The sequence below is a fragment of the Cupriavidus basilensis genome (genome assembly GCF_029335485.1).
Taxonomy (GTDB): domain Bacteria; phylum Pseudomonadota; class Gammaproteobacteria; order Burkholderiales; family Burkholderiaceae; genus Cupriavidus; species Cupriavidus basilensis_E.
In genome coordinates, this window is sequence record NZ_JARJLM010000212.1 from 1 (window position 1) to 21,343 (window position 21,343).

Below are 21,343 nucleotides of genomic sequence, written 5' to 3' on the forward strand. Positions count from 1 at the left end.
CCGTTGAAGATCGCGCCCTGCCACGTATGGGCACTGGCAAGCGTAAAATCTGACGAGTTGCTCATGGCAGATGTCTCAAGTAATAGTCAAGTAGTAGTCAAATGCAGCCGATCTCCGATCGCCGTGGCGAACACCTCGCCACATCGACGGAACGTTGAAACACCGCTGATCTAGCGATGACACCGGAAGCGAGGGCACGATCGCTTCAGCAACCTCGTACGCGCAGGGCGCGAGATGCTTCATCTTTGCAGGATCGACTTCGACGCGATCAGTCCGGAGCATCGTGATGCCTGCCCTGCTATTCGGGATCGCGTAGGAAGACGCATCGAACATTCCAAGCCCGCGGGCGATCGGTGTCTTACAACCGGCGAGCCGTGCAAACGTTCCAAGCCGGTGTATCGGCTCACGAATGCGCGCGCCTATGATCAGCGCCCCCTAGAAGATGTGCTTCACGCCCGCCATCACACCGAATTGCGATCCGCCCGCTGGGGGATTCCCGCCTGGCGCCCCGCCGCTCACTGACAAGGCGAGCTGCCCATCATTGTTGATGTACCCCGCCGTGCCGTAGAGCATCGTTCGCTTCGAGAAGGTATAAGTTCCGCGGACGGCGAAGAGCACCGCCTTGTCGTCGCTGTGGCGGAATGTCAGATAGTTGACCTGACCAGCAAGCGTCAGGGCCGGTGTGAGGTCATACGCTACCCCGGCATAGTACAGTTCGCTGCGCGGCGTGGAACTCCCCTCGTTGTTGCGGCTAAGTACCCCCACGCCTGCTTTCGTGCGATCAAGCAACACGTAGCCGTTGAGGGAAAGGCGATCGTCCTTCAGTGCGCTGCGGGTCAGCCCCGCGAACGCACCGGGCCCGCCACGCAGCGAGTCATATGCCGCCGATACTCCCCAGGACCCGGTCGCGTACTGGAGCAACGCGGACCATTCACGGCAGGCTGACTTGTCGGCAGGATTCTCGCCCGCGCAGTTCGTGCCCACCGGGCTAGGGCCGGCGTTGACGGTGTCGCGCCCGAAGCTATAGGTGGCGCCGAGCGTCAATCCGCCGAACGTTCCCTTGTACGAGACCGCATTGTCGGCGCGCGCATTAGGGACATAGCTGTCCAGCGAACCAATGCCATACACCTGAGGTCCCAGGATATCCGCGTCGAGCATCGACCAGAACAGCATCGTGTATTGGCGTCCCAGCGCAATTTGCCCCCAGCTTCCGGACAACCCTACCAGTGCCTGCCTGCCAAACAACCTGCCGCCTTGCCCCGACGCCCCGGTGTCCGGAGCGAAACCCGATTCCAGCACAAAGAGGCTCTTGAGTCCGCCACCCAGGTCTTCTGTGCCGCGAATCCCCCAGCGCGACGGCACCGTACCTGTGATGTTCGGGACGCGTACCACGCTACTCCTGCTCGACCCGATCGAATTCACATACTCGATGCCTGTATCCACGACCCCGTACAGTGTCACTGATTGCGCCGTCGCGACCGCCGGCAGCGCGGCAAGCGATGTCAATACGAGCAGGCATTGCCGCATGCGGTAACGGATTTGTTCTTTCATTGTCTAGTTTCCTCCCTCTTCCCGATGTCGATGTTGGCGCTGTCAGTCTCTTTCCGCAGGCCGCTGCAGCAACAGCAATGCGGCAATAGCAGAGATGATGGTGATAGGAATGCTGGCGCCGATGATCGTGCTTGCATTCTTGCCCATTGCCAGCAGTTGTCCGGCCAGCATCGGCCCGGCAATCGCACCAAGCCGTCCCACCGCGACGGCGGCGCCCACACCGGTGCCGCGCACCGCCATCGGGTAATACGCGGCCCCCAGCGCATACAGCACGGATTGCGCGCCAGTGACAAACAGGCCAGCCAGAAACGCACCGAACGCCGTCCACGCCATTCCGGAGGCGGCCGCCATGGTGGCAAGAGCGACGATGATTCCGACATACATGCCCGACACCACGGCTCGCTGATGACCCCGGTCCATCAGCATGCCGATGCCCAACGCACCGGCACTGCCACCGATGTTGAAGATGATCTGCACGATGCCAGCCTGCGCCCGGGTCAAGCCATTCGCCACCATGAGCGACGGCAGCCAGTTCAGCAGGAAATACAGCACAATCAGCGTGAAGAAGTAGCTGATCCAGAGACAACAGGTTGCTGCCGCGCGACGTTCAGCGAACAGCGCCCAGGCCACGGAAGGCGGCTTGACGGAATTTCCCTCCGGTCCGTCGAAGCGCCGCGACTCTGGCAGCATCAGCAGCATCGGCACCACGAGCAGCGGCCCTACGCCGCCGACATAGAAAATGTGACGCCAGCCCGTTTCGCCGGCGGAGACGATGCCGATTACCGCCGCAATGGCACCGCCAAGTGGGATGCCACAGTACATGATGCTGACAGCGGTATTGCGCAGACGGGCAGGCACCGCTTCCGAGCAGATCGCGATCAAGTTTGGCATTGCGCCGCCCAGTCCCATGCCGGTGGCCACGCGAATGGCCACCAGGCTCCAGAAGTCCCAGGCGTGTGCCGTGCCGATAGAAAAGATCCCGAATAGCGCCGTGGCCATGATCAGCACGCGCTTGCGACCAATGCGATCGGCCAGGCGTCCGCCAAGCATGGCACCCGGCAACAGGCCAAATGTACCGGCGCCGAAGGCCAACCCCATCTGGCTAACAGACAGCCCGAACTCGCGTGCCATGCGGGGCGCCGCGACGCCTATCGATTGCAGGTCGAGTCCTTCCAGGAGTGCGACGATAAAGCATAGGCCGAGGGTCAGCGCTACGCCCGAGGCTGGCTCGGTGCGTACTACGGTTGATGATTGCATGGTGGTTCTTTGATCGATGCTGTATCAGATACGGAGGAAGTTCGCAGCGTTGTCAGCGCCACAGCTGCTTTGCTACGCGTGGTTGATACGCGCTTGCAGAACGAGACCGGGCAAGGAGTTGTGGCTCCTGCTGTGACCAGCTTCAATGCTGATGGCCGTATATCCGTTCATCAGCGCCTCGCTACCGACGCCACGAGGAGGGCGGCCATTGGGGGATCGCCGTTGTCATCGTTACCCCGGCCCATGATCGAGCCGAACGCTCTCTCGGCGGCCACCAAGGCGCCACCTGCAAAGCTCCACTGCATGAATGTCTCCCTATTGTCAGGTCGTGGCCAGCCCCGCGAAAGCAATTTCCGTCGCGTTGCTGGCTGCCGCAGAGGTCAAGGCTGCCTCTTTGTGGTTGTCAATATAGTATCAGCCTACCTGACATTGCAAGTGGTTTATCATCGTTGCGTGTAAACCCCTAAACGACCCTTGGAACGCGATAAGACGCGCCGCATATCACCATGGCAACACCAAGAACGAAAAAGGCAGTCAACGCCGTCGTGCAAAGTCCCGTCGCTGGGCAGGAGACGGCCAACCCGGTTCCACCGCGTATTCCCTATCTCATTGCGCGGACCGATCGCATCGTCAAGCGCCGGCTGAGTGAAGTGCTGGCGCCGCATGGCATCACGCTGACAACATTTACTGCCATGTCGGTATTGCATGCGAGAGGCCGGCTCTCCAATGCACAGTTGGCCGAGCGGTCATTCATGTCCCCGCAGTCCGCCAATGAGATCGTCAAGATGATGGAAGCCAACGGGTGGATCATCCGTGAGCCCGATCCGACGCATGGACGCATCATCAAGCTGGGCTTGACGGAAGATGCACAGACGCTGTTGATGCAGTGCGACAAGGCCGTGAAACAGCTGGAGACGGAGATGCTTGACGGCATCGATCCGCAGCACGTATCCCTGCTACGCCAACTGCTAACGCAATGCGTTCGCAATCTGCGCTATTGATTCGGCAGCATGAACTTTGTATCTCTTGTGGCTGATTGAGTCGGTCCGCCATGGCAGATGCTCGATGCCGGAAGCGAAAGCAATTGCATGAGCGTCGCAAGCAAGTCGTGCGATTGCATTTGCACCGGACATTGCCGTGATGGAGGTCGTCGCCAAGACCCGCTCTGTGCGCGGGGCCATCGACCCTTTCGCCGACGAATCTGGCCAGCGGTCCAGCCCGCGGACCTTCGTCGCAACGTCGGAGCCAGACGACTGAGTGCCGAGCCGCATCGCGAGGTTCGCGATCTGGGGACGGGCGGCCCGAGCAAATTGAAAGGCCGTCGACCTGGCACCCTTGATATTGCTGATGCGGAGCATGGAGAGCCGATGGAAATCGTATTCCCCGAAAGCACTCCCCAAAAACTGGACGCGGACGTGAAGCGTGCGCGTGGCCCGCCTCTCAGGCGCGTCCGCTGCGATTTGACCCTGGCAAGCCAGTTTCTGGCAAGTCGGGCCAAATCAATGTGAAAACCGTGCCACCGCCAGCCGCCTTCCTGCATTCGGCGTGCCCGCCATGCGCACGCGCGATGGCCGCCACCACGGCCAGCCCCAGGCCGCTGCCGCCCGAGCGCGCGCCTTCGGCCCGCCGGAACGCTGTGAACGCATGAGGAATGAAGTCCTCCGGCACGCCTGGTCCGTCATCCTCGACGCTGAGCTCGCACCAGCCATTCTTCGCATGAGACTGGATTCGCACCTGGCCTGGCACGGCATAGCGGCGCACGTTGTCAAGCAGCGCCAGCAGCGCCTGCCGCATGCGGACCGGATCGCAGCGTACGGGCTGCGTGTCCAGTTCCAGAATCGCGCGCTGCCCCCGCGCCTGGAGCGCGTCCCCAACCATGTCCACCACGGCGTTGGCTTCGGCAGCAAGATTGGCCTCACGCACCTGCAGATGCAGATGGCCGCTTTCCGCCAGGCTCACCACCCGCAGGTCCTCGATCAGTCGCCCCAGGCCCTCGACCTGGGCCAGCAGGCTGCGGAACTGTGATTCGTCGGGCATGAAAACGCCTTCGGCCAATCCTTGCAGGCGACCGCGCAGGATGGTCACGGGTGTGCGCAGTTCGTGGGCGATCGCGGCGTTCCAGAACGCCTGTTCCTCGGTCACGCGCTGCAACTGATTCGCCAGCGCATTGAAGTCGTCAGCCAGCTGGGAGGCTTCGCCCAGCGAGCGGTCGCCCGCCACGGCGCGAGCGTCCAGATCGCCCTGCGCCATGCGGCGGATGCTGTCCGCCACCGAGTTCAGCGGCACCAGGATGCGCCGCGACAGATTGACAGCCACGACGACGGCCAGCGCCAGACCGCAGATCGTGGCGCCGATCATCCACACCCACTCCGGCCCCGTGGGTATCCAGCTGTCTTCGCATGCTTGCTCGGGCCAGTAGATCCTCCATAGAAAGTAGAACGCGTACGACGTCAGAATGACGAGCAACGTGACGCCCAGCGCGATCGCCATCATGGACAGCACGATCTGGCGGCTCAGTCCGACCAGTTTCATTCGCCGCTCTGGAGCTTGTAGCCGACGCCGCGCACGCCAACGGGGATTCCCTGGACGCCGAGGTCCTCCAGCTTCTTGCGCAGCTTACTGACGTGGCTGTCCACCGTGCGTTCCATGGCATCCCCCTCCGGCAGGCAGGCGGCCAGCAGTTCGGTGCGGCTGAACACCCGTTTGGGCGCGCCCGCCAGATGGGCGAGCAGCTTGAATTCGGTTAGCGTAAGCGCCAGCGGCTGGCGCTGGCCTGCCACATGCAAGCTGGCTTCATGGTTCTCCAGGTCGATCTGGAATGGGGCCACGCGCAGGACCCGCCGATTCTGGCGATCGCCGCGCGTCACGGAGCGGCGCAGCACCGCTTGCGTCCTGGCCACCACTTCGGCCGGATTGAACGGCTTGACAACATAGTCGTCGGCGCCAATGCGCAGTCCCATCAGCTTGTCGATGTCCTGGTCCAGTGCCGTCAGCATGATAACGGGCGTGTCGCCACGGTGGCGGATCTCGGAGAGCACCTGCCAGCCGTCCAGGCGCGGCATCTGCACGTCCAGCAGCACCAGGTCGGGCTTGAGCGTCTGATGTAGTTCGAGCGCCCGTTGGCCGTCCGCGGCATGCACGGTGCGCAAGCCGCCGCGCGCCAGGTATGCCGCGAGAATTTCAGCGATCTCGGACTCGTCCTCGGCGATGAGCACCAGAAATTCGGATTCCTTCAGAACGCCCCAGTATGGGTTTCTTTCAAGCCTGGCAGACATTTTCTTCCCGCCTCCATCGAATCTCCACATTATCTCAGCCGAAACGCCATCGGGTCAAAGCAAACTCCCGTCCCTCTTTGCGGGCAGAAGGCTGCCTGCGCCTGAAGGAATTCAACATGAAGATCGAACGACTGTGCCGCCGTGGCGGCTTGATTGCGCTTGCGGCCCTGATGCTGGCAGGCTGCGGTCAGGCCGAACCGGAGGGCGCGCCGCCGTCGCCCCTGGTTTCTGTCACGACTGTTAAGGCGTCCCGCCTGGAACTGAGCGAGGATCTGCCAGGACGCGTCTCCGCGGTGCGCATTGCCGAGATCCGGCCGCAGGTCAGCGGCATCGTGCAGCGCCGTCTGTTCGAACAGGGCACCGAGGTGAAGGCCGGCCAGCCGCTGTTTCAGATCAACCCCGCCCCCTTCAAGGCCGAAATGGACACGACCGCCGCCGCCCTGCGGCGGGCCGAGGCGGCGCTGGCACGCGCCCAGGTGCAAACCAAGCGGCTGCAGTCCCTGGTAGAAGCCGATGCGGTCAGCCGCCAGGTCTACGACGACGCAGTCTCTCTGCGCGACCAGGCCGCCGCCGACGTGGCACAGGCCCGTGCCACGCTGGCGCGCCGGCAACTGGACCTGAAGTTCGCCACGGTGGAAGCGCCCATTGCCGGACGCATCGACCAGGCGCTGGTAACCGAGGGCGCGCTGGTCAGCAGCGGCGACGGCAATCCGATGGCGCGCATCCATCAGGTCGACCAGGTCTATGTCGACGTGCGTCGCCCGGCCTCATCGCTCGAATCGCTGCGTCAGGCGCTGGCAACGCGACAGGCAAGCGCCAGCGATGGCCTGCCGGTGGCAGTGTTGCGCGGCGATGGCGAGGCGTATGACGTCACCGGACGCATCCTGTTCTCGGGCATCAACGTCGATGCCGGTACCGGTGACGTGCTGTTGCGCGTGCTGGTGGACAACCCGCAACGTCTGCTGCTGCCGGGCATGTTCGTGCGCGCGCGAGTGCCGCGCGCCAGCTATGCCGATGCGCTGACGGTGCCGCAGCAGGCGGTTGTGCGAAACGGCAGCCGACCGCAGGTCTGGACCCTCGATTCCAAGAACCGGGCGCACCTCACCTCCGTCGAACTGGGCGAACTGGTGAGCCGGCGCTATCACATACTGTCCGGCCTTTCCGCCGGGCAGAACGTCGTAGTCGAAGGGATGGCGCGCCTGTCCGACGGCATTGAAGTGACAGTGCACGAGCGGCAGGCGCCTAAGCCTGCCGCTGCCGCGTCTTTGCTCTGAACGGTCGGAAGCGCACAGCCATGCCCCATTTCTTCATCCAGCGCCCGGTCTTTGCCTGGGTCCTCGCACTGTTCACCATCCTGCTGGGCTTGATCGCCATCCCAAAGCTGCCCATCGCGCGCTATCCATCGGTCGCACCGCCGACCGTGAATATCTCCGCTACCTACCCAGGTGCCACGCCGCAGACCATGAACGATGGGGTGCTCAGCCTCATCGAGCGGGAGCTGTCCAGCGTCAAGAACCTGCTTTACTTCGAGTCCTCGGCAGACACCTCTGGCTCGGCATCGGTCGTCGCCACCTTCAAGCCGGGCACTGACCCGGCCCTGGCACAGGTCGATGTGCAGAACAAGCTCAAGGCCATCGAACCGCGCCTCCCGCAAATGGTGCGCCAGAACGGTCTGACAGTGGAGTCGGCATCGTCCGGCTTCCTGATGATTATCGGACTGAAGTCCGACGACGGCCGCTTTGACGAAACCGCGCTCAGCGACTACATTGCGCGCAATATCGTCGAGGAGTTGCGCCGCATCGAGGGCGTAGGACGCGTGCAGTTGTTCGGTGCCGAGCAGGCGATGCGGATCTGGGTAGATCCTGCCAAGCTGATTTCCTACGGCCTGACGATGAACGATCTTTCGTCGGCGGTCAGTCAGCAAAACGTCCAGATAGCGCCGGGGAGCGTCGGAGCGTCGCCGGCATTGCCGGGCCAGCGCGTGACGGTGCCATTGACGGTGCAGGGCCAGCTCACCAACCCCGAGCAGTTCGCGGGCATCGTGCTGCGGGCCAACGCCAACGGCTCCAAGGTTGTGCTTGGCGACGTGGCGCGGGTCGAACTCGGCGCGCAGTCCTATGGCTTTATCAACCGCGAGAACGGCAAGACCGCTACTTCCGCGGCCGTGCAGCTTGCGCCGGGTGCCAATGCCGTCAGGACCGCCGAAAGCGTGCAGGCGCGCATGGCTGAACTGAGCAAGACCATGCCGGCGGGCATGAGCTACTCGATTCCCTTCAACACCGCACCCTTCGTCAAGATATCAATCGAAAAGGTCATCCATACACTGATCGAGGCGATGGTGCTGGTATTCCTGGTCATGTATCTGTTCCTGCAGAACGTGCGCTATACGCTCATCCCGGCCATCGTGGCACCGATTGCATTGCTCGGCACCTTCAGCGTCATGTTGCTGTCGGGCTTCTCAATCAACGTCCTGACCATGTTCGGCATGGTGCTGGCCATCGGCATCATCGTGGACGACGCCATCGTAGTGGTGGAGAACGTCGAACGACTCATGGCACATGAAGGCCTGTCGCCTAAGGACGCCACGGCCAAGGCCATGAAGGAGATCACCGGCGCGGTCATCGGCATCACGCTGGTGTTGACGGCGGTATTCATCCCGATGGCGCTGGCCAGCGGCTCGGTAGGCGTGATCTACCAGCAGTTCACACTGTCGATGGCGGTGTCCATCCTGTTCTCGGCTTTCCTTGCGCTCACCCTGACACCCGCGCTGTGCGCGACGCTGCTCAAACCGGTCGCCCCCGGGCACCACGAGAAGCGAGGCTTCTTCGGCTGGTTCAACCGGCGTTTCAACCGGATGACGCAAGGCTACGAGTCGCGCGTCAGCAGGCTGGTGACGCGCACAGGCCGCGTGATGCTGGTGTTCGCCGCCATTGCGGCAATCCTGGTTCTGGCTTTCAGGCAACTGCCATCGTCCTTCCTGCCTGAGGAGGACCAGGGCTACTTCATGACTGCAATTCAGCTTCCCGCAGATGCCACGGCTGAGCGCACGTTGGATGTGGTCAAGGCATTTGAGCAGCACGTGGCCTCCCGCCCGTCTATCCAGTCCAACATGACCATCGTCGGCTTCGGCTTCTCGGGCTCCGGTCCAAACGCAGCGATAGGCTTCGCCATGTTGAAGGATTGGGAAGAGCGCAACGGCGCTACGGCCCAGAACGAAGTAAATCTGGCCCAGCAAGCCATGGCCAGCACAACGGAAGGCACGGTCATGACCCTGCTGCCGCCTGCCATCGACGAGCTGGGCACCAGCTCCGGCTTCACGTTGCGCCTGCAGGATCGCGCTAACCAGGGCTATGCGGCGCTCAAGGCCGCCGAGACCAAGCTGCTGGAACTCGCGGCGCAGAGCAAAGTCGTCAGCGGCGTTTACCCCGATGGCCTCCCGGCCGGAACCAGTATCCGTCTGGACATCGACCGACAGAAGGCAGAAGCGTTGGGCGTCGCATTTACCAGCATCAGCGAAACGCTGTCCACGGCTATGGGTTCGCTGTACGTCAACGACTTTCCCAACGCCGGTCGTATGCAGCAGGTCATCATCCAGGCCGATGCGCCAGCACGCATGCAGATCGACGACGTGCTCAAGCTGTACGTGCGCAACGCCAGCGGCGGCATGGTGCCGTTGTCTGAAGTGGTCAGGCCGGCCTGGAGCGAGACACCGCTTCAGCTCGTGCGCTTCCTGGGCTTCCCCGCCGCGCGCATCTCCGGCAACGCCGCGCCCGGAACCTCCAGCGGTGCCGCCATGGCTGAAATGGAGCGCCTGGCCGCACAGTTGCCGGCCGGTTTTGCCATCGCCTGGACAGGCCAGTCACTGCAGGAGCGCCAGTCGGCCGATCAGGCGCCGGTACTGATGGCGCTGTCAATGCTGGTGGTGTTCCTGGTGCTCGCCGCGCTGTATGAGAGCTGGGCCATTCCACTGTCGGTCATGCTGGTGGTTCCCCTCGGCCTGCTTGGCGCAGTGCTGGCGGTGCTGATGCGCGGCATGCCCAACGATGTGTTCTTCAAGGTCGGCATGATCACCGTGATTGGCCTGTCGGCCAAGAACGCCATCCTGATCGTCGAGTTCGCCAAGCAACTGCGCGAACAGGGCAAGGGCCTGGTGGAGTCGGCGGTTGAAGCCGCTCGGCTACGCCTGCGCCCGATCCTGATGACCTCACTGGCTTTCGGCCTGGGCGTAGTGCCGCTGATGATCGCCATGGGCGCCAGCGCCGAAACCCAGCGCGCCATCGGCACCGGTGTGTTCGGCGGCATGGTCAGTGCGACTGTATTGGCCGTCTTCTTCGTCCCTGTCTTCTTCGTGTTCGTGATGGGCATGCAGGAGCGCTTCGAGGCATGGCGCGCATCCAGCCAGACAACTCCTGCGCCCCATCAAGAACAAGAGGGCTAATTCCATGCGACTACTCATTCTTCCGCTTGTTCTCGCCCTGTCAGCCTGCTCGCTGACCCCCGCGCTGGTCAAGCCCGTGCTGCCGGTGCCTGCGACGTTCCCGGCAGCGGACAGCCCCGCGACACGAGGCGATGCAGCCGACCTGGGCTGGCGCACAATGTTCGGCGACCGGCGGCTGCAGCGCTTGATCGAACTGGCACTTGCCAACAACCGCGACCTGCGCCTGGCTGCGCTGAATGTCGAGGCTGTTCAGGCCGAATACGGCGTCCAGCGCGCTGCGCGGCTGCCCGGTATTGACGCCACCGGAAGCGCCACGCGCCAGCGTACCGCCGCCAATACCAGGGCCATCCCGGCCATGCCTGCGGCCACTCAGGATCAGTACAGTGTCAACGTGGGGTTGAACGCGTTCGAGATCGACCTGTTCGGTCGTGTGCGCTCGCTGTCCGATGCCGCCTTCGCCCGCTACCTGGCGAGCGACCATGGGCGCCGGGCGGCGCAAATCTCGCTGGTAGGCGCGGTGGCGGATGCCTACTTTGCAGAGCGGCTGGCGCAGGAACAGCAACAATTGGCCCAGCACACACTGGCCGACTGGCGGCAATCGCTCGACCTGGCGCGTCGGTTGAAAGAGGCCAACCAGAACAGCGGCCTGGACGTCGCCCAGGCCGAAGGCCAGGTCGCCAGTGCTGAGGCCGATCTGGAGGCGCGCACGCGTGCGCTGGCACAAGCTCGCAACGCGTTACGGCTCCTGGTTGGTACCGAGTTGCTGACGAACCTGCCTGCCCCCCTGTCTCTGGAAGAGCAGCCAGTCGTGACCCAATTGCCGGCAGGTTTGCCGTCCGATCTGTTGTTTCGCCGCCCGGACATTCTCCAGGCCGAGCAAAACCTGGTGGCAGCCAATTCCGACATCGGTGCTGCGCGCGCAGCATTCTTCCCACGCGTGTCACTGACCACGTCCCTGGGCTTCGCCAGTCCCGCCATGAGCGGCCTGTTCGATGGCCCACATCGCGTATGGGCCTTTGCACCCCAGATCACCTTGCCGTTATTCCGGGGCGGCAGGCTACGCTCCGAACTGCGTCTGGCCGAGGTGCGCAAGTCCAGTGCGATTGCCGGGTACGAACGGGCCATCCAGGCTGCGTTCCGAGAAGTAGCCGATGGTCTCGCGGGACGCTCAACCTTTGGCCGCCAGATCGAAGCGCAAACCCGAGCGGTCTCCAGTGCCGAACGCCGCGTCCGTCTCTCCAGTCTGCGCTACCGCGCGGGCGTCGAGGGAAGACTGGAGTTGCTGGATTCTCAGCGCCAGCTGTATGCGATTCAGCAGGCGTTGCTGGACCTGCGACGAGGGGAGTTCAGCAACGCAGTTGCGCTGTACAAGGCGCTGGGCGGTGGCCTTATGGAAAAGGACCTTGCACCAGATCCCATTCCGTTAGGGAGTGAGCGAGAAGAGCTTTCCGGGACTGCTAATGATGGATCAAGAAGCTAAAAACACCGCCCAATCCAAGGCCGTGTTCTTTGTCCACGATTGGGAGGGACGCAGCACAATCCAGGAATGCTGGAGCGCCATATCGCAGACATGGGCATGAAGACGGCTGGCCTGATGCTACCAGGACATGGCGGGCGCCCCTGAGGATCTGCGCGATATTTCCTGGGAGACATGGCTCGATACCGTGCGCCGAAGATAGGGATTGGCCAATGCGCGACAACCGCTCCCCCCAAAGAGCTATCGGTCCACAACCTGGGAACGGTAACCTGCTGCGTCGTCACGAAGTGATATCTCGAGATTCAACCGACCTCAATATCTGCCGGCGGCGTCACCGTCGTCAGGTTCCCTTCTACAGGCCTAGGCCAGGATGGGGTGGGCGTACTATCCGTGCATTTTCTGGCGGTTTGCCCCGGAAAGTGATTATCTATCAAGGGCTTATAAATACTCCGATCGCGCGAAACGCGTTGCGCCGAAAAACCTCGCTACAGGCGGCTCTGCGCCTTGCTACCGCTATGTTTTGCACGGAGAGTACGATCACCCCGATTGGGAGAGCGCGCCAAAGCGAGGGCTGACTAGGCGGCAATGCGGTGGTTTTCTGCTGTGGCGATGGAGGGATACCATCGTTCAACCTTGATCAATATCGCATTGCTCGGGCCATCGCAGTGTGCTGGCCGGCTCTTGATCATCTGTTCGAGGTTCCGTACCCGCATGGCGATGTGAAACCAATCGAGGCGATCACCAAAGCCGAACTGGGCAGACCGTACGGTATCCCCGCCGGCCGAGAGAAAGGTAACCGGTTGATCCGGTTGCACACCTTCTCGCAGGAGGAAATTCAACATGCGATCGGCCCGCCGATTCTCCAGCTTGTGCACGTAGGCAAAACTGTGGCCGGCACCCTGATCCCGCGTGGACTTGCCGACAATCACTTCAAACCAACCGTCCTGGTGGCGCTTGCGGCCCGTCAGCCGAAGGTAGTCGCCGTCGACGCCAATCGCGCGCACTGGACTGGGCTCCGGGATGTCGGGCGAACGAATGCTCGCCGCCATCTCCACCCGCTGCCGGGCATCGGTAGCCTGTTCCGCTTCCAGCCGGCGACCGGGCGCGGTGACCTGGCGCCGGATCGAGTTGGCAGCCAGCATACGAGCGAGCGGCAACACCTCCTGCAGGACGTTGACGGTCAGGCCATAGGACATCAACGCTGCAAACTTGACTGGTGTTGGAGGTGATGTCGCCGCTCCAGACCATGAAACCCGGCCCGGATTCACAGTCCTGGATCATCGACAGGGTCAGCCCTAAGAGGCCGCGCAGAATCCCCAGCGAGCCCTTGACCCCATCGCTACCGGCACCGAACTCCATCACGGTTAGCACCAGTCCGATGGACCGGGCTGCGGGTCCGTGCAGATATTGCCGCTGCCAACAATGGCGGCCTCCAGTTTGCGTTGTGTCATAAGCGTTGTTCCGGGGCGGTCAGCCCATGCGGCAGTTCACGTTGCCCAGCGCCGCGATACGGGCCTGGATCAGGTCGCCGGCCTTCACAGGCACCATGGGGCCGAGTGCGCCGGACAGGATCACCTCTCCTGCCCGGAGGCCCTGGCCGCGCTCACTCATCAAACGGGCCAGCCAGTAGGTCGCCCGCAACGGATGGCCCAGGCAGGCGGAGCCGGCGCCGACAGAAACCGTCTCGCCCTGCCTGGTCATGGCCATGCCCAGGTCAGCCAGCGCCAGCGCGCCGATGGGCACCGGCTGGTCGCCGAGCACATACAGCCCGGAAGAGGCATTGTCCGCCACCGAGTCGAACAGGCTGATCTTCCAATCCGCGATCGCGCTGTCGACGATCTCCAGCGCCGGCAGCGCGTAGGCCAGGCAGTTCAGGAATTCAGCGTAGGTGGGTGATTGCGTGGACAGGTCCCGACCCACCACGAACGCGACCTCGGCCTCGATCTTCGGCTGGATCAGGCGCGCGCTTGGAATCTCGGCACCGTCGAGAAACTCCATGTCGTCGAACAGCACGCCAAAGTCCGGCTGGTCGACGCCTAGCTGCTGCTGCACAGCTGTCGAGGTCAGGCCGATCTTCTTGCCGACGATGCTGCGCCCGGACTCCAGCCGCGCGAGGGTATTCAACTCCGCGACCTGGTAGGCAACTTCCAGCCCCTCAAGCTGGTGCGACACGGAGACTGGGGATACGGGGACACGGGTCGCCCTGGCTTCGCGCAGCGTCAGCGACGCGTCTTGGATAGCTTCGGTCGCGTTCAAGCGGCCTCCTTGCTCTGGACGGATGGTTTGATGCGGGAAGCAGCGCGATCGGGCAGCACCGGCTGCACGGAGGTATCGGACGTACCCAGCAGTTCGCGCAGCTTCGTGGTGGCCTCGTCAAGGCGGCGCCCTGGCACGACGCCGAAAACGAACCGGTCCGGACGCAGGATCGCCACGCTGCCATGGCGGGCGCCGGCGCGCTTCAGCCACCGGTACCAGTCGCCGGAAACATCTTCCAGTTCGATCAGGTCCGTCGGCCAGCACTGCTCGCTGGCACCATATGGCCGCTCGCCCCAGGGATAGATCACGGCATAGCGTATGCCGATACGGTCACACCACGTGCGCGCTTCGGCATCCAGCAGCGCTCTCGGGTCGACACCGGCCCCCAGCAGCACGAACCCTGCGCCCAGCACGTCATCCAGCCGATAGCGGCAGCCGTCGGAGGCGCGCACCATCGGCTGCGGCATCAGCGTCCCCTCGCGCCCTGACCAGCGGCGACGCGGCAGGCCGAGGTAGGCGCCGCGTCGATAGACCGGCCTCGGGATGAAGTCGCCGCGGGTGATGAACGGCCCGATCGCAGGCAGCCGCGTCAGGGCGCGCGATAGCCCGTTGCGCAGCATTGCGAGCGCCGGATTGGAGACCGAGACAAAGTCCTTCACCCGCACAGCCTCGCGGATCATCGCCGTGGCGTGGGGTCGGCGCTCGCGCTCATAGGTATCGAGCAAGCTGTCCGACGCCGCTCCGCTCAGCACGGCGTGCAGCTTCCAGCCCAGGTTATAGGCATCGCGCACGCCGGCGTTCATGCCCTGCCCGATGAACTGGGGCATCATGTGTGCGGCATCGCCCGCCAGGAATACGCGACGATCGCGCCAGCGCTCCGCCACGAGGGCATTGAAGGTGTAGACCAGCTTGCGCAGGATCTCGAAACGGTCGACGTCGACGTACCGGGAGAGGTAGCGGCGCACGGTCGCCGGATCCTCCATCTGCTCTTTGGTCTGGCCGGGAGCGAGCATGAACTCGAAGCGGTGATGGCCCTTCGGCTGCACGCAGTTCACCGTCGGGCATTCCGGATCGCAGACGAAAGCGAAATACGGCACGTGCCGCAGCCCTTCGATCCCATGCCTGGCCTTGATATCGACCACCAGCCACGGATTGGGGAAGGACCGTCCCGTCATCTTGATGCCAAGCTGGGTGCGCACCACGCTGCGTCCGCCATCGGCCCCGGCGAAATAGCGTGCGCGAACGCTGGCCTCGAACGCATGCAGGCCCTGGCCACCCGCCTCCGGCGCCTGGCCGTAGCCGCTGCTTGCAGCGGCGATATGGCGGATATCCACGCCCGCATCGTCCTGCTCGAACCCGACGACTTCGCGCCCGCGCAGGATGGTGACGGTCGGATAGTTCGACAGGTTATCGGCCAGCGCGGTTTCCAGGAACGGCTGGTAGAAGAAGTGGCTCTCCGCCCAGCCATATTGCCGGTCGCCGCTCTTTAGCGTGGCGAGGCACGAACCATCGGGCAGCATCATCTGCACCGGGACGTCTTCCAGCATGTCGCGCAGCAGCCGGTCGGCCATGCCGAAGGACTGGAAGATGCGCATGCACTCGCCGTCGGTGTAGACGGCCCGCGCGTTGCCGTAGAACTGCGGCTCGCGCTCCAGCACCAGCACCGACACGCCGCGCATGCCGAGGGTATGCGCTAGCACCAGACCTGTTGGACCGAGGCCGGCGATGACGACGTCGACTTCCGCTTGCCGCGCGCTCATGGCTTCGCTCCCACTGTAAATTCACCACGCGTCAGCGACAGCAAGCCGCGCCCGAAGCGGCGTGCGGACACGCCGAGCGTCAGGTTTTCTGGGTAGTGGCCCCACAGGCTGATGCCGCGATAGGTTGCCTGGCGCCAATGCCGTTCGGCCTCTTCGGTCACCACGATCGGGTTCCAGCCGATTTCCATCTCGAAGCCGCTGGGCGTCTCCACATAGAACGACAGTTCACGATCATTGGGATGCTGGCCGATGGCATTTGCAATCGGGTAACCCAGTTCACGGCAGCGGCGATAGCCGTCGACCACGTCATCCAGGCTAGCCACCTGCAGGTTCATGTGATGGATGCTGGTACGCAACGGGTTCAGGCGTATACCCCGCGTGGACACGATGGCGACAGAATGGTGCCGCTCGTTCAGCCGCAGGAAGGTGAGATCGAGATCGACGCCGCTCAGGCGGTCCTCGATATAGTCGGAGACGCGCGCATCGAAGATCCGTTCCCAGAACCCCTTCATTGACTCCGGCTCCCGGGTGCTGATGGCGACGTGGCCCAGACCGCCGACACCGGTGAGGAAGCCGCTCGCCTTCATCCGCAGCGGGCGTTCGGTCATGACGGGCGTGGTGAACAGCTCGACCGAGGTGCGCTTGGGTCCGGTGAACGACCAGTACTCCGAAACGCCGCGCGCCGCCGCCTCGTCGCCACGGTGAAGCTGCGCCGAGACGCCGCTGTCGCGCACGCGCGCCAGCGCAAGGTGCAGCGCCGCGTCGTCGTCGAGCTCCCAGCCTAGCGCCACGACGTCCTCCGCCGGGCCACGCTGCACCACCAGACGGCGGGTGCGATCGTCCACACGCAGCGCCAGCGTGTCAGCCGAGACCTCATCGATGTGCAGCCCCAGCCCGTCAGCGGCAAAATGCTTCCACTCGGCCAGCCGGCTGGATTCAACGATCACATAGCCAAGCCGCACGCGGCCAAACAATGTCGTCTTCATGCGAACAGGCCCTCCTGCTTGGAGTACAACTGGCTGACCCGCACGAAGGGCTCGGGCGTGCGCCAGCGCGCATCCGGGAAGCGCTCCGTGGCGCGCTCATTGCGTGACGGCAGTTCGATGCACGTAAGCTCTGGACCGGCAAGGCTGGTCGCGTACATGACGACCGTGGCATAGTCATCCTGCAGCCCCGCCGCGCGCACCTGGTCGGCAATGCCGAAGCGGCACAGGGTCTCGAGCATGCGCGACGCCACGGCATTGCACCTGGCATCGGCCGCCTTGTCGGCGGACTTGGCCTCGACGACCAGTACATCGATGTCGCGGCGAGCCGCCTCGATCGCGGCGCACATGCTCACCGGGCCAGCGCCCACGACGATGATGGATGCCGCGGCGCTCATTGCACTGCCTCCATCCGCTTGTTGGCGAACGCCGTCACCGCGGCGTTGAATTCCTCCGCTCGCTCCCATTGCACCCAGTGGCCAGTGCGGCTGAACAAGTATGTGTCGCAGTTGGGCATGCGCTTCTGCAAGGACTGCGCGCCGCTGGGCCGGTTGACGAGGTCTTCCGTGCCCCACAGCACCAGGGTCGGGGCCTGCAACGTGGATAGGCGCGGATCGCGCGTGAAGTCGATCAGCCGGAATTTCGGCAGGCCTTTGGGCCGCACAAGCGGCGGCTTGGCCACCACCTCGGGGTCCAGGCTGGCCAGGAATCGCCCTTCGATCACTGACTGCGGCACCCGCGCGCCGTCGAACACCAGGTACTGGCGGATAAAGGTGCTGAGCTTCTCCTTGCTCGGGCCTGCGCCGCTGTAGTAGTCGAGCAGGCACTTCAGCCCCGCCGTCGGCAGGCTGCGCGTGGTATCGATTCCGCCCGGCCCCATCAGCACCAGGCCCGCGACCCGTTGCGGGCGGTCCAGCGCCATGCGCAAGGCGCAGGCCCCGCCCAGCGAGTTGCCGACCACGCAGGCGCGGTCAACCTCCAGATAGTCCAGCAGGCCCAGCATCGCGCTGGCGCAGTCGCCGAAGGGGTCGGTGCGGCTGAGCCCCTTGGTGGAGCGGCCGTAGCCCGGCATGTCGGGCACGATCACCCGGAAATGACGCGCCAGCGCCGCGATATTGCGCTCGTAGTTCGGCACCCCCGAGGCCCCGGGGCCCCCGCCATGCAACATCAACAACGGCGCACCGGCGCCAGCCTCGGCATAGAAGATGTTCTTGCCGCCTATGCGGACGGTATTGCTGGTTAACGGAATCTGCAGGTCGGCAAGATTCATCGCGCACTCCCTCGAACTGATATGCGCCCATCATACTGAGACTATTGTCATTATGACAAGATTCTCGTTTTCCCTAGGTGGGATTAAAATGGCGGCGACGAACACGACGCAAAGCAGCGATGAAGCAAGCAGGCAAGGTTGACCATCGAACCCGCGTAGCGGCAGAGCGACGGGAGCGCATGCGGGCGCGCCTGGCAGAAAGCGCGCTGGCGGTATTTGCAGAGAAAGGCGTGGGTGCCAGCGTGATCCAGGATGTGATCGCGGCGGCTGGCGTCTCGCAAGGCACCTTCTACAACTACTTCCGGACCAATGACGAGTTGCTGATCGCCGTCGCGGAAGAGCTCAGCAATGAGCTCATCAACGCCATTGAGCAGGCGGTCAGCGCGTACGAGGATCCCGCGGTCCGGATCGCGACCGGCGTGCGGCTCTACCTGTACAAAGCGCGCGCATTTCCCCTGTTCGCGCGTTTCATTGTCCGCACGGGACTACATCTGGCGAGTCCGAACAATCTGCTCTACGAATACGTGCCGCAGCATCTGGAAGCGGGTTTTGCTTCCCGGCGCTTCCATCGCGTGCCGATCGAGGTGGCGCTTGACCTGATCGGCGGCCAGGCCCTAATGGCGATTGCCAGGCTGGAAGCTGGCGGAACCGCCGATGACTATCCGGAGTATGCCGTCGCGACGCTGCTCAGCGCGCTTGGAGTGCCGCAAAAGGAAGCGCAGCGGATCGCGTTCGCCCCGCTGCAACCGCTGACCATGTCGGAGGACTCTCTGGTAACGAGAGCGACGGCTCGTATGATCGCGCAGAAAGCGTAGCATGAAACCACGCTAGGAGGTGTGGGATTACCCCGCATTGATAGACAGTTACTCGGTTGAATCTGACATTGACAATGTTTGCTCCTGTTGGGAGGGTCGCGCGAGTTGTGCACGGGCGGGCGGCGGGTTGCCTTTGTCGACCACGACGCCGCCCGACGCTGTTCGAAACGGAACATCAACGCGCTCCCAACGCCTCGATCATCGCCTTCACATGCGCAACGTCCTGCCCGCCGCATTCAAGTTCGACCGTCGCGCCGTTGGGTAGCCCCGCCCTCGGTAACGCTGGTGCCAGAGACGGGTGCTGGAATGGTTGAGCGCCATCCCGGATACCGATACGCCGGGCCGCAGACACGCCTCGACCAGTTGGCGCTTATCCCTCGGGTCAAAGTCGCGCTTTCCGTTGGAGCGAACACGGATCACCCTCAGCGGCGGAACCTCATATTCGTTGTCCATCATGCTTGCGTCCGCAAATAGTGGTAGCGGACGCAAGCCTGCCCACTCTCAGCCGAAAATGCCAGGTGGGTTCAATTTCGCGCTTACATCAGATCCGCATAGAGATTGCTTCCCCCTGCCACTGATGCGACCCCACTTTTTCATGAGATGGCTACCAGCCCGGACGGCGACTTGAATTCGGACGAATTGTCCGATGCCGCGTAGCATTTTAGGACGGTAGGCCACGTGCCCAGGGGGCATTCCGCCTCTAGCACCGCCATCAAGATTGCGTGGCACGATATTTGCTGAAACAGCAAAGGCATCTTGATCGGTGCTCAGGATATTCTGATTCGAAGTGATTTGATTCCGGCAAGAGGCAATCGAGTCGGTATCTGGCTGCATGTACGGGATCTGTGGCATTCGAGCTGGCATCGACGGCGCTGTGTACTCGCTTTTGCCTGCGAGTCCATCCTGGACCTGCTGCCTGGTTCGTGGCGAACGAAGGCAACCGGTATTTACCGGCTTGCAAAGCAAAAAAGGAGAGAAAGACATGAAGGCTCTTGTGTATGGTGGCCCGGGCAAGAAATCGGTCAAGGACGTTCCAATGCCTGAGGTCATGGAACCCACCGACGCTGTGGTGAAAGTCACCCACACGACGATTTGCGGCTCGGATCTACATATCCTGAAGGGGGATGTCCCGACCTGCGAACCCGGTACGGTTCTGGGTCACGAAGGTGTAGGCGTGATCGAATCGGTCGGGGCGGGCGTGTCCAGCTTCAGGGCGGGCGATCGTGTGCTGATCTCCTGCATCAGCAGTTGCGGAAAGTGTGACTACTGCCGCCGCGCCATGTATTCGCACTGCACCACCGGAGGCTGGCTGCTGGGCCACACCATCAACGGCACGCAGGCCGAGTATGTTCGCATCCCTCACGCGGACACCAGCCTGTACCGCATTCCGCCCGGACAGGACGAAGCCTCATTGGTGATGCTCAGCGATATTCTGCCTACCGGGTTCGAGTGCGGCGTGCTTAATGGGAAAGTCGCCCCTGGCGGGACCGTCGCGATCGTGGGGGCTGGCCCGGTCGGGCTGGCTGCGCTGCTGACGGCGCAGTTCTATTCGCCCGCGCGCATTATCGTGATTGATCTGGACGATAGCCGCCTCGAGGTAGCCCTGCGTTTCGGTGCTACCGATACGATCAACAGTGGCCGCGAACTGGCCGCCGAGGCGGTGCGGCTCCTGACCGACGGATTGGGCGTGGACACGGCCATCGAAGCTGTCGGGATCCCGGCAACCTTTCAGGTTTGCCAGGACATCGTTGCGCCCGGTGGAGTGATTGCCAACGTGGGTGTACATGGCAGCAAAGTGGACCTCCATCTCGAAACGTTGTGGATGCAGAACATCTCTATCACAACGCGGCTGGTGGACACCCAGACGACGGGAATGCTGCTCAAGACCGTGGCGGCCAAGAAGCTGGATCCGGCTCAACTGATTACGCACCGGTTCCGCCTTGAGGAGATTATGCAAGCGTATGACACCTTCGCCAATGCGGCGCAGTCCAAGGCATTGAAGGTCATTATTTCCGCCTGAATTTCGGACGCCGTCCGACCGAATTTCGGACGCACAACCGATTATGCGAAGCCGTTTCGGGCCCGATCTGGCGCAAGCAGTTGAAGGCCGGACATTGCAATTCCTAATGCCCTACGGACTGCGCATAACCGGGAACTGTGCATAATCGCAATCATGCGCTGCAGAGCATAGTTGCGAATCTCGGCCATGCCTTGCCTTGGACCAACTCCCTCGTCGTGGCGTTCGGGTGGCTTCTCACCAG

The 21,343-nt window shown here is 63.2% G+C and carries 16 protein-coding genes and 1 pseudogene; 6 read left to right on the forward strand and 11 right to left on the reverse strand.

Features of this window, described 5'->3' with window-relative positions; genetic code table 11:
- Positions 1-435: 435 nt before the first annotated feature.
- Together P3W85_RS12485 and mhpT are read right to left on the reverse strand one after the other, a co-directional pair.
- Positions 436-1,527 carry a porin gene (locus P3W85_RS12485; protein WP_430869539.1) on the reverse strand — a complete coding sequence of 364 codons (1,092 nt, stop codon included), beginning with the start codon at positions 1,525-1,527 and terminating at the stop codon, positions 436-438.
- 66 nt (positions 1,528-1,593) lie between these two features.
- Positions 1,594-2,808 (reverse strand): 3-(3-hydroxy-phenyl)propionate transporter MhpT, encoded by a 1,215-nt coding sequence (mhpT, locus tag P3W85_RS12490; RefSeq protein ID WP_276265005.1) that lies wholly within the window; start codon positions 2,806-2,808, stop codon positions 1,594-1,596.
- Positions 2,809-3,314: 506 nt separating this feature from the next.
- Here mhpT and P3W85_RS12495 point away from each other — a divergent pair.
- A complete protein-coding gene (locus tag P3W85_RS12495) occupies positions 3,315-3,809 on the forward strand; it encodes a MarR family winged helix-turn-helix transcriptional regulator (protein WP_276265006.1) in 495 nt (164 codons plus the stop codon).
- Between the two features lie 439 nt (positions 3,810-4,248).
- Here the strand turns inward: P3W85_RS12495 and P3W85_RS12500 are convergent, their stop codons facing one another.
- Positions 4,249-5,340 carry an ATP-binding protein gene (locus tag P3W85_RS12500; RefSeq protein WP_276265007.1) on the reverse strand — a complete coding sequence of 364 codons (1,092 nt, stop codon included), beginning with the start codon at positions 5,338-5,340 and terminating at the stop codon, positions 4,249-4,251.
- The gene (locus tag P3W85_RS12505) at positions 5,337-6,083 is read right to left on the reverse strand and encodes a response regulator (protein ID WP_276265008.1); all 747 of its coding nucleotides are present in this window, start codon (positions 6,081-6,083) and stop codon (positions 5,337-5,339) included. Before P3W85_RS12505 ends, P3W85_RS12500 begins: the two co-directional genes overlap by 4 nt.
- A 116-nt stretch (positions 6,084-6,199) precedes the next feature.
- Here P3W85_RS12505 and P3W85_RS12510 point away from each other — a divergent pair, with 116 nt between their 5' ends.
- The 3 genes from P3W85_RS12510 to P3W85_RS12520 are packed head-to-tail and all read left to right on the forward strand — an operon-like array spanning position 6,200 to position 12,001.
- A complete protein-coding gene (locus P3W85_RS12510; RefSeq protein ID WP_276265009.1) occupies positions 6,200-7,357 on the forward strand; it encodes an efflux RND transporter periplasmic adaptor subunit in 1,158 nt (385 codons plus the stop codon).
- A 20-nt stretch (positions 7,358-7,377) separates the two neighbouring features.
- Positions 7,378-10,521, forward strand: coding sequence for an efflux RND transporter permease subunit (locus P3W85_RS12515; protein ID WP_276265010.1), 3,144 nt, complete (start codon positions 7,378-7,380; stop codon positions 10,519-10,521).
- 4 nt (positions 10,522-10,525) lie between these two features.
- Complete coding sequence (locus P3W85_RS12520) at positions 10,526-12,001, forward strand: efflux transporter outer membrane subunit (RefSeq protein WP_276265011.1); 1,476 nt, start codon at positions 10,526-10,528, stop codon at positions 11,999-12,001.
- Positions 12,002-12,633: 632 nt separating this feature from the next.
- Here P3W85_RS12520 and P3W85_RS12525 read toward each other — a convergent pair.
- The 6 genes and pseudogenes from P3W85_RS12525 to P3W85_RS12550 form a co-directional block, all read right to left on the reverse strand.
- A pseudogene (locus P3W85_RS12525) lies at positions 12,634-13,209 on the reverse strand (ISKra4-like element ISBte1 family transposase); the annotation flags it as partial.
- A 259-nt stretch (positions 13,210-13,468) separates the two neighbouring features.
- Positions 13,469-14,254: a 2-keto-4-pentenoate hydratase gene (locus tag P3W85_RS12530; RefSeq protein WP_276265012.1), complete on the reverse strand. Its 786-nt coding sequence runs from the start codon at positions 14,252-14,254 to the stop codon at positions 13,469-13,471.
- Positions 14,251-16,014: a bifunctional 3-(3-hydroxy-phenyl)propionate/3-hydroxycinnamic acid hydroxylase gene (locus P3W85_RS12535; RefSeq protein ID WP_276265013.1), complete on the reverse strand. Its 1,764-nt coding sequence runs from the start codon at positions 16,012-16,014 to the stop codon at positions 14,251-14,253. The genes P3W85_RS12530 and P3W85_RS12535 overlap by 4 nt, the downstream gene beginning before the upstream one ends.
- Positions 16,011-17,000, reverse strand: a complete 990-nt coding sequence (locus P3W85_RS12540; RefSeq protein ID WP_276265014.1) for a VOC family protein — start codon at positions 16,998-17,000, stop codon at positions 16,011-16,013. Before P3W85_RS12540 ends, P3W85_RS12535 begins: the two co-directional genes overlap by 4 nt.
- Positions 16,997-17,395 carry an FAD-dependent monooxygenase gene (locus P3W85_RS12545; protein WP_276265015.1) on the reverse strand — a complete coding sequence of 133 codons (399 nt, stop codon included), beginning with the start codon at positions 17,393-17,395 and terminating at the stop codon, positions 16,997-16,999. Before P3W85_RS12545 ends, P3W85_RS12540 begins: the two co-directional genes overlap by 4 nt.
- Positions 17,392-18,267, reverse strand: a complete 876-nt coding sequence (locus tag P3W85_RS12550) for an alpha/beta fold hydrolase (RefSeq protein ID WP_017224437.1) — start codon at positions 18,265-18,267, stop codon at positions 17,392-17,394. The genes P3W85_RS12545 and P3W85_RS12550 overlap by 4 nt, the downstream gene beginning before the upstream one ends.
- 119 nt (positions 18,268-18,386) lie before the next feature.
- On the opposite strand from P3W85_RS12550, the gene P3W85_RS12555 reads away from it, so the two are divergent.
- Positions 18,387-19,082 (forward strand): TetR/AcrR family transcriptional regulator, encoded by a 696-nt coding sequence (locus P3W85_RS12555; RefSeq protein WP_276265016.1) that lies wholly within the window; start codon positions 18,387-18,389, stop codon positions 19,080-19,082.
- A 207-nt stretch (positions 19,083-19,289) separates the two neighbouring features.
- Here the strand turns inward: P3W85_RS12555 and P3W85_RS12560 are convergent, their stop codons facing one another.
- Positions 19,290-19,538 (reverse strand): hypothetical protein, encoded by a 249-nt coding sequence (locus tag P3W85_RS12560; RefSeq protein WP_346430263.1) that lies wholly within the window; start codon positions 19,536-19,538, stop codon positions 19,290-19,292.
- 526 nt (positions 19,539-20,064) lie between these two features.
- On the opposite strand from P3W85_RS12560, the gene P3W85_RS12565 reads away from it, so the two are divergent.
- The gene (locus P3W85_RS12565; RefSeq protein ID WP_276265017.1) at positions 20,065-21,102 is read left to right on the forward strand and encodes a zinc-dependent alcohol dehydrogenase family protein; all 1,038 of its coding nucleotides are present in this window, start codon (positions 20,065-20,067) and stop codon (positions 21,100-21,102) included.
- The last annotated feature ends 241 nt before the right edge of the window (positions 21,103-21,343 follow it).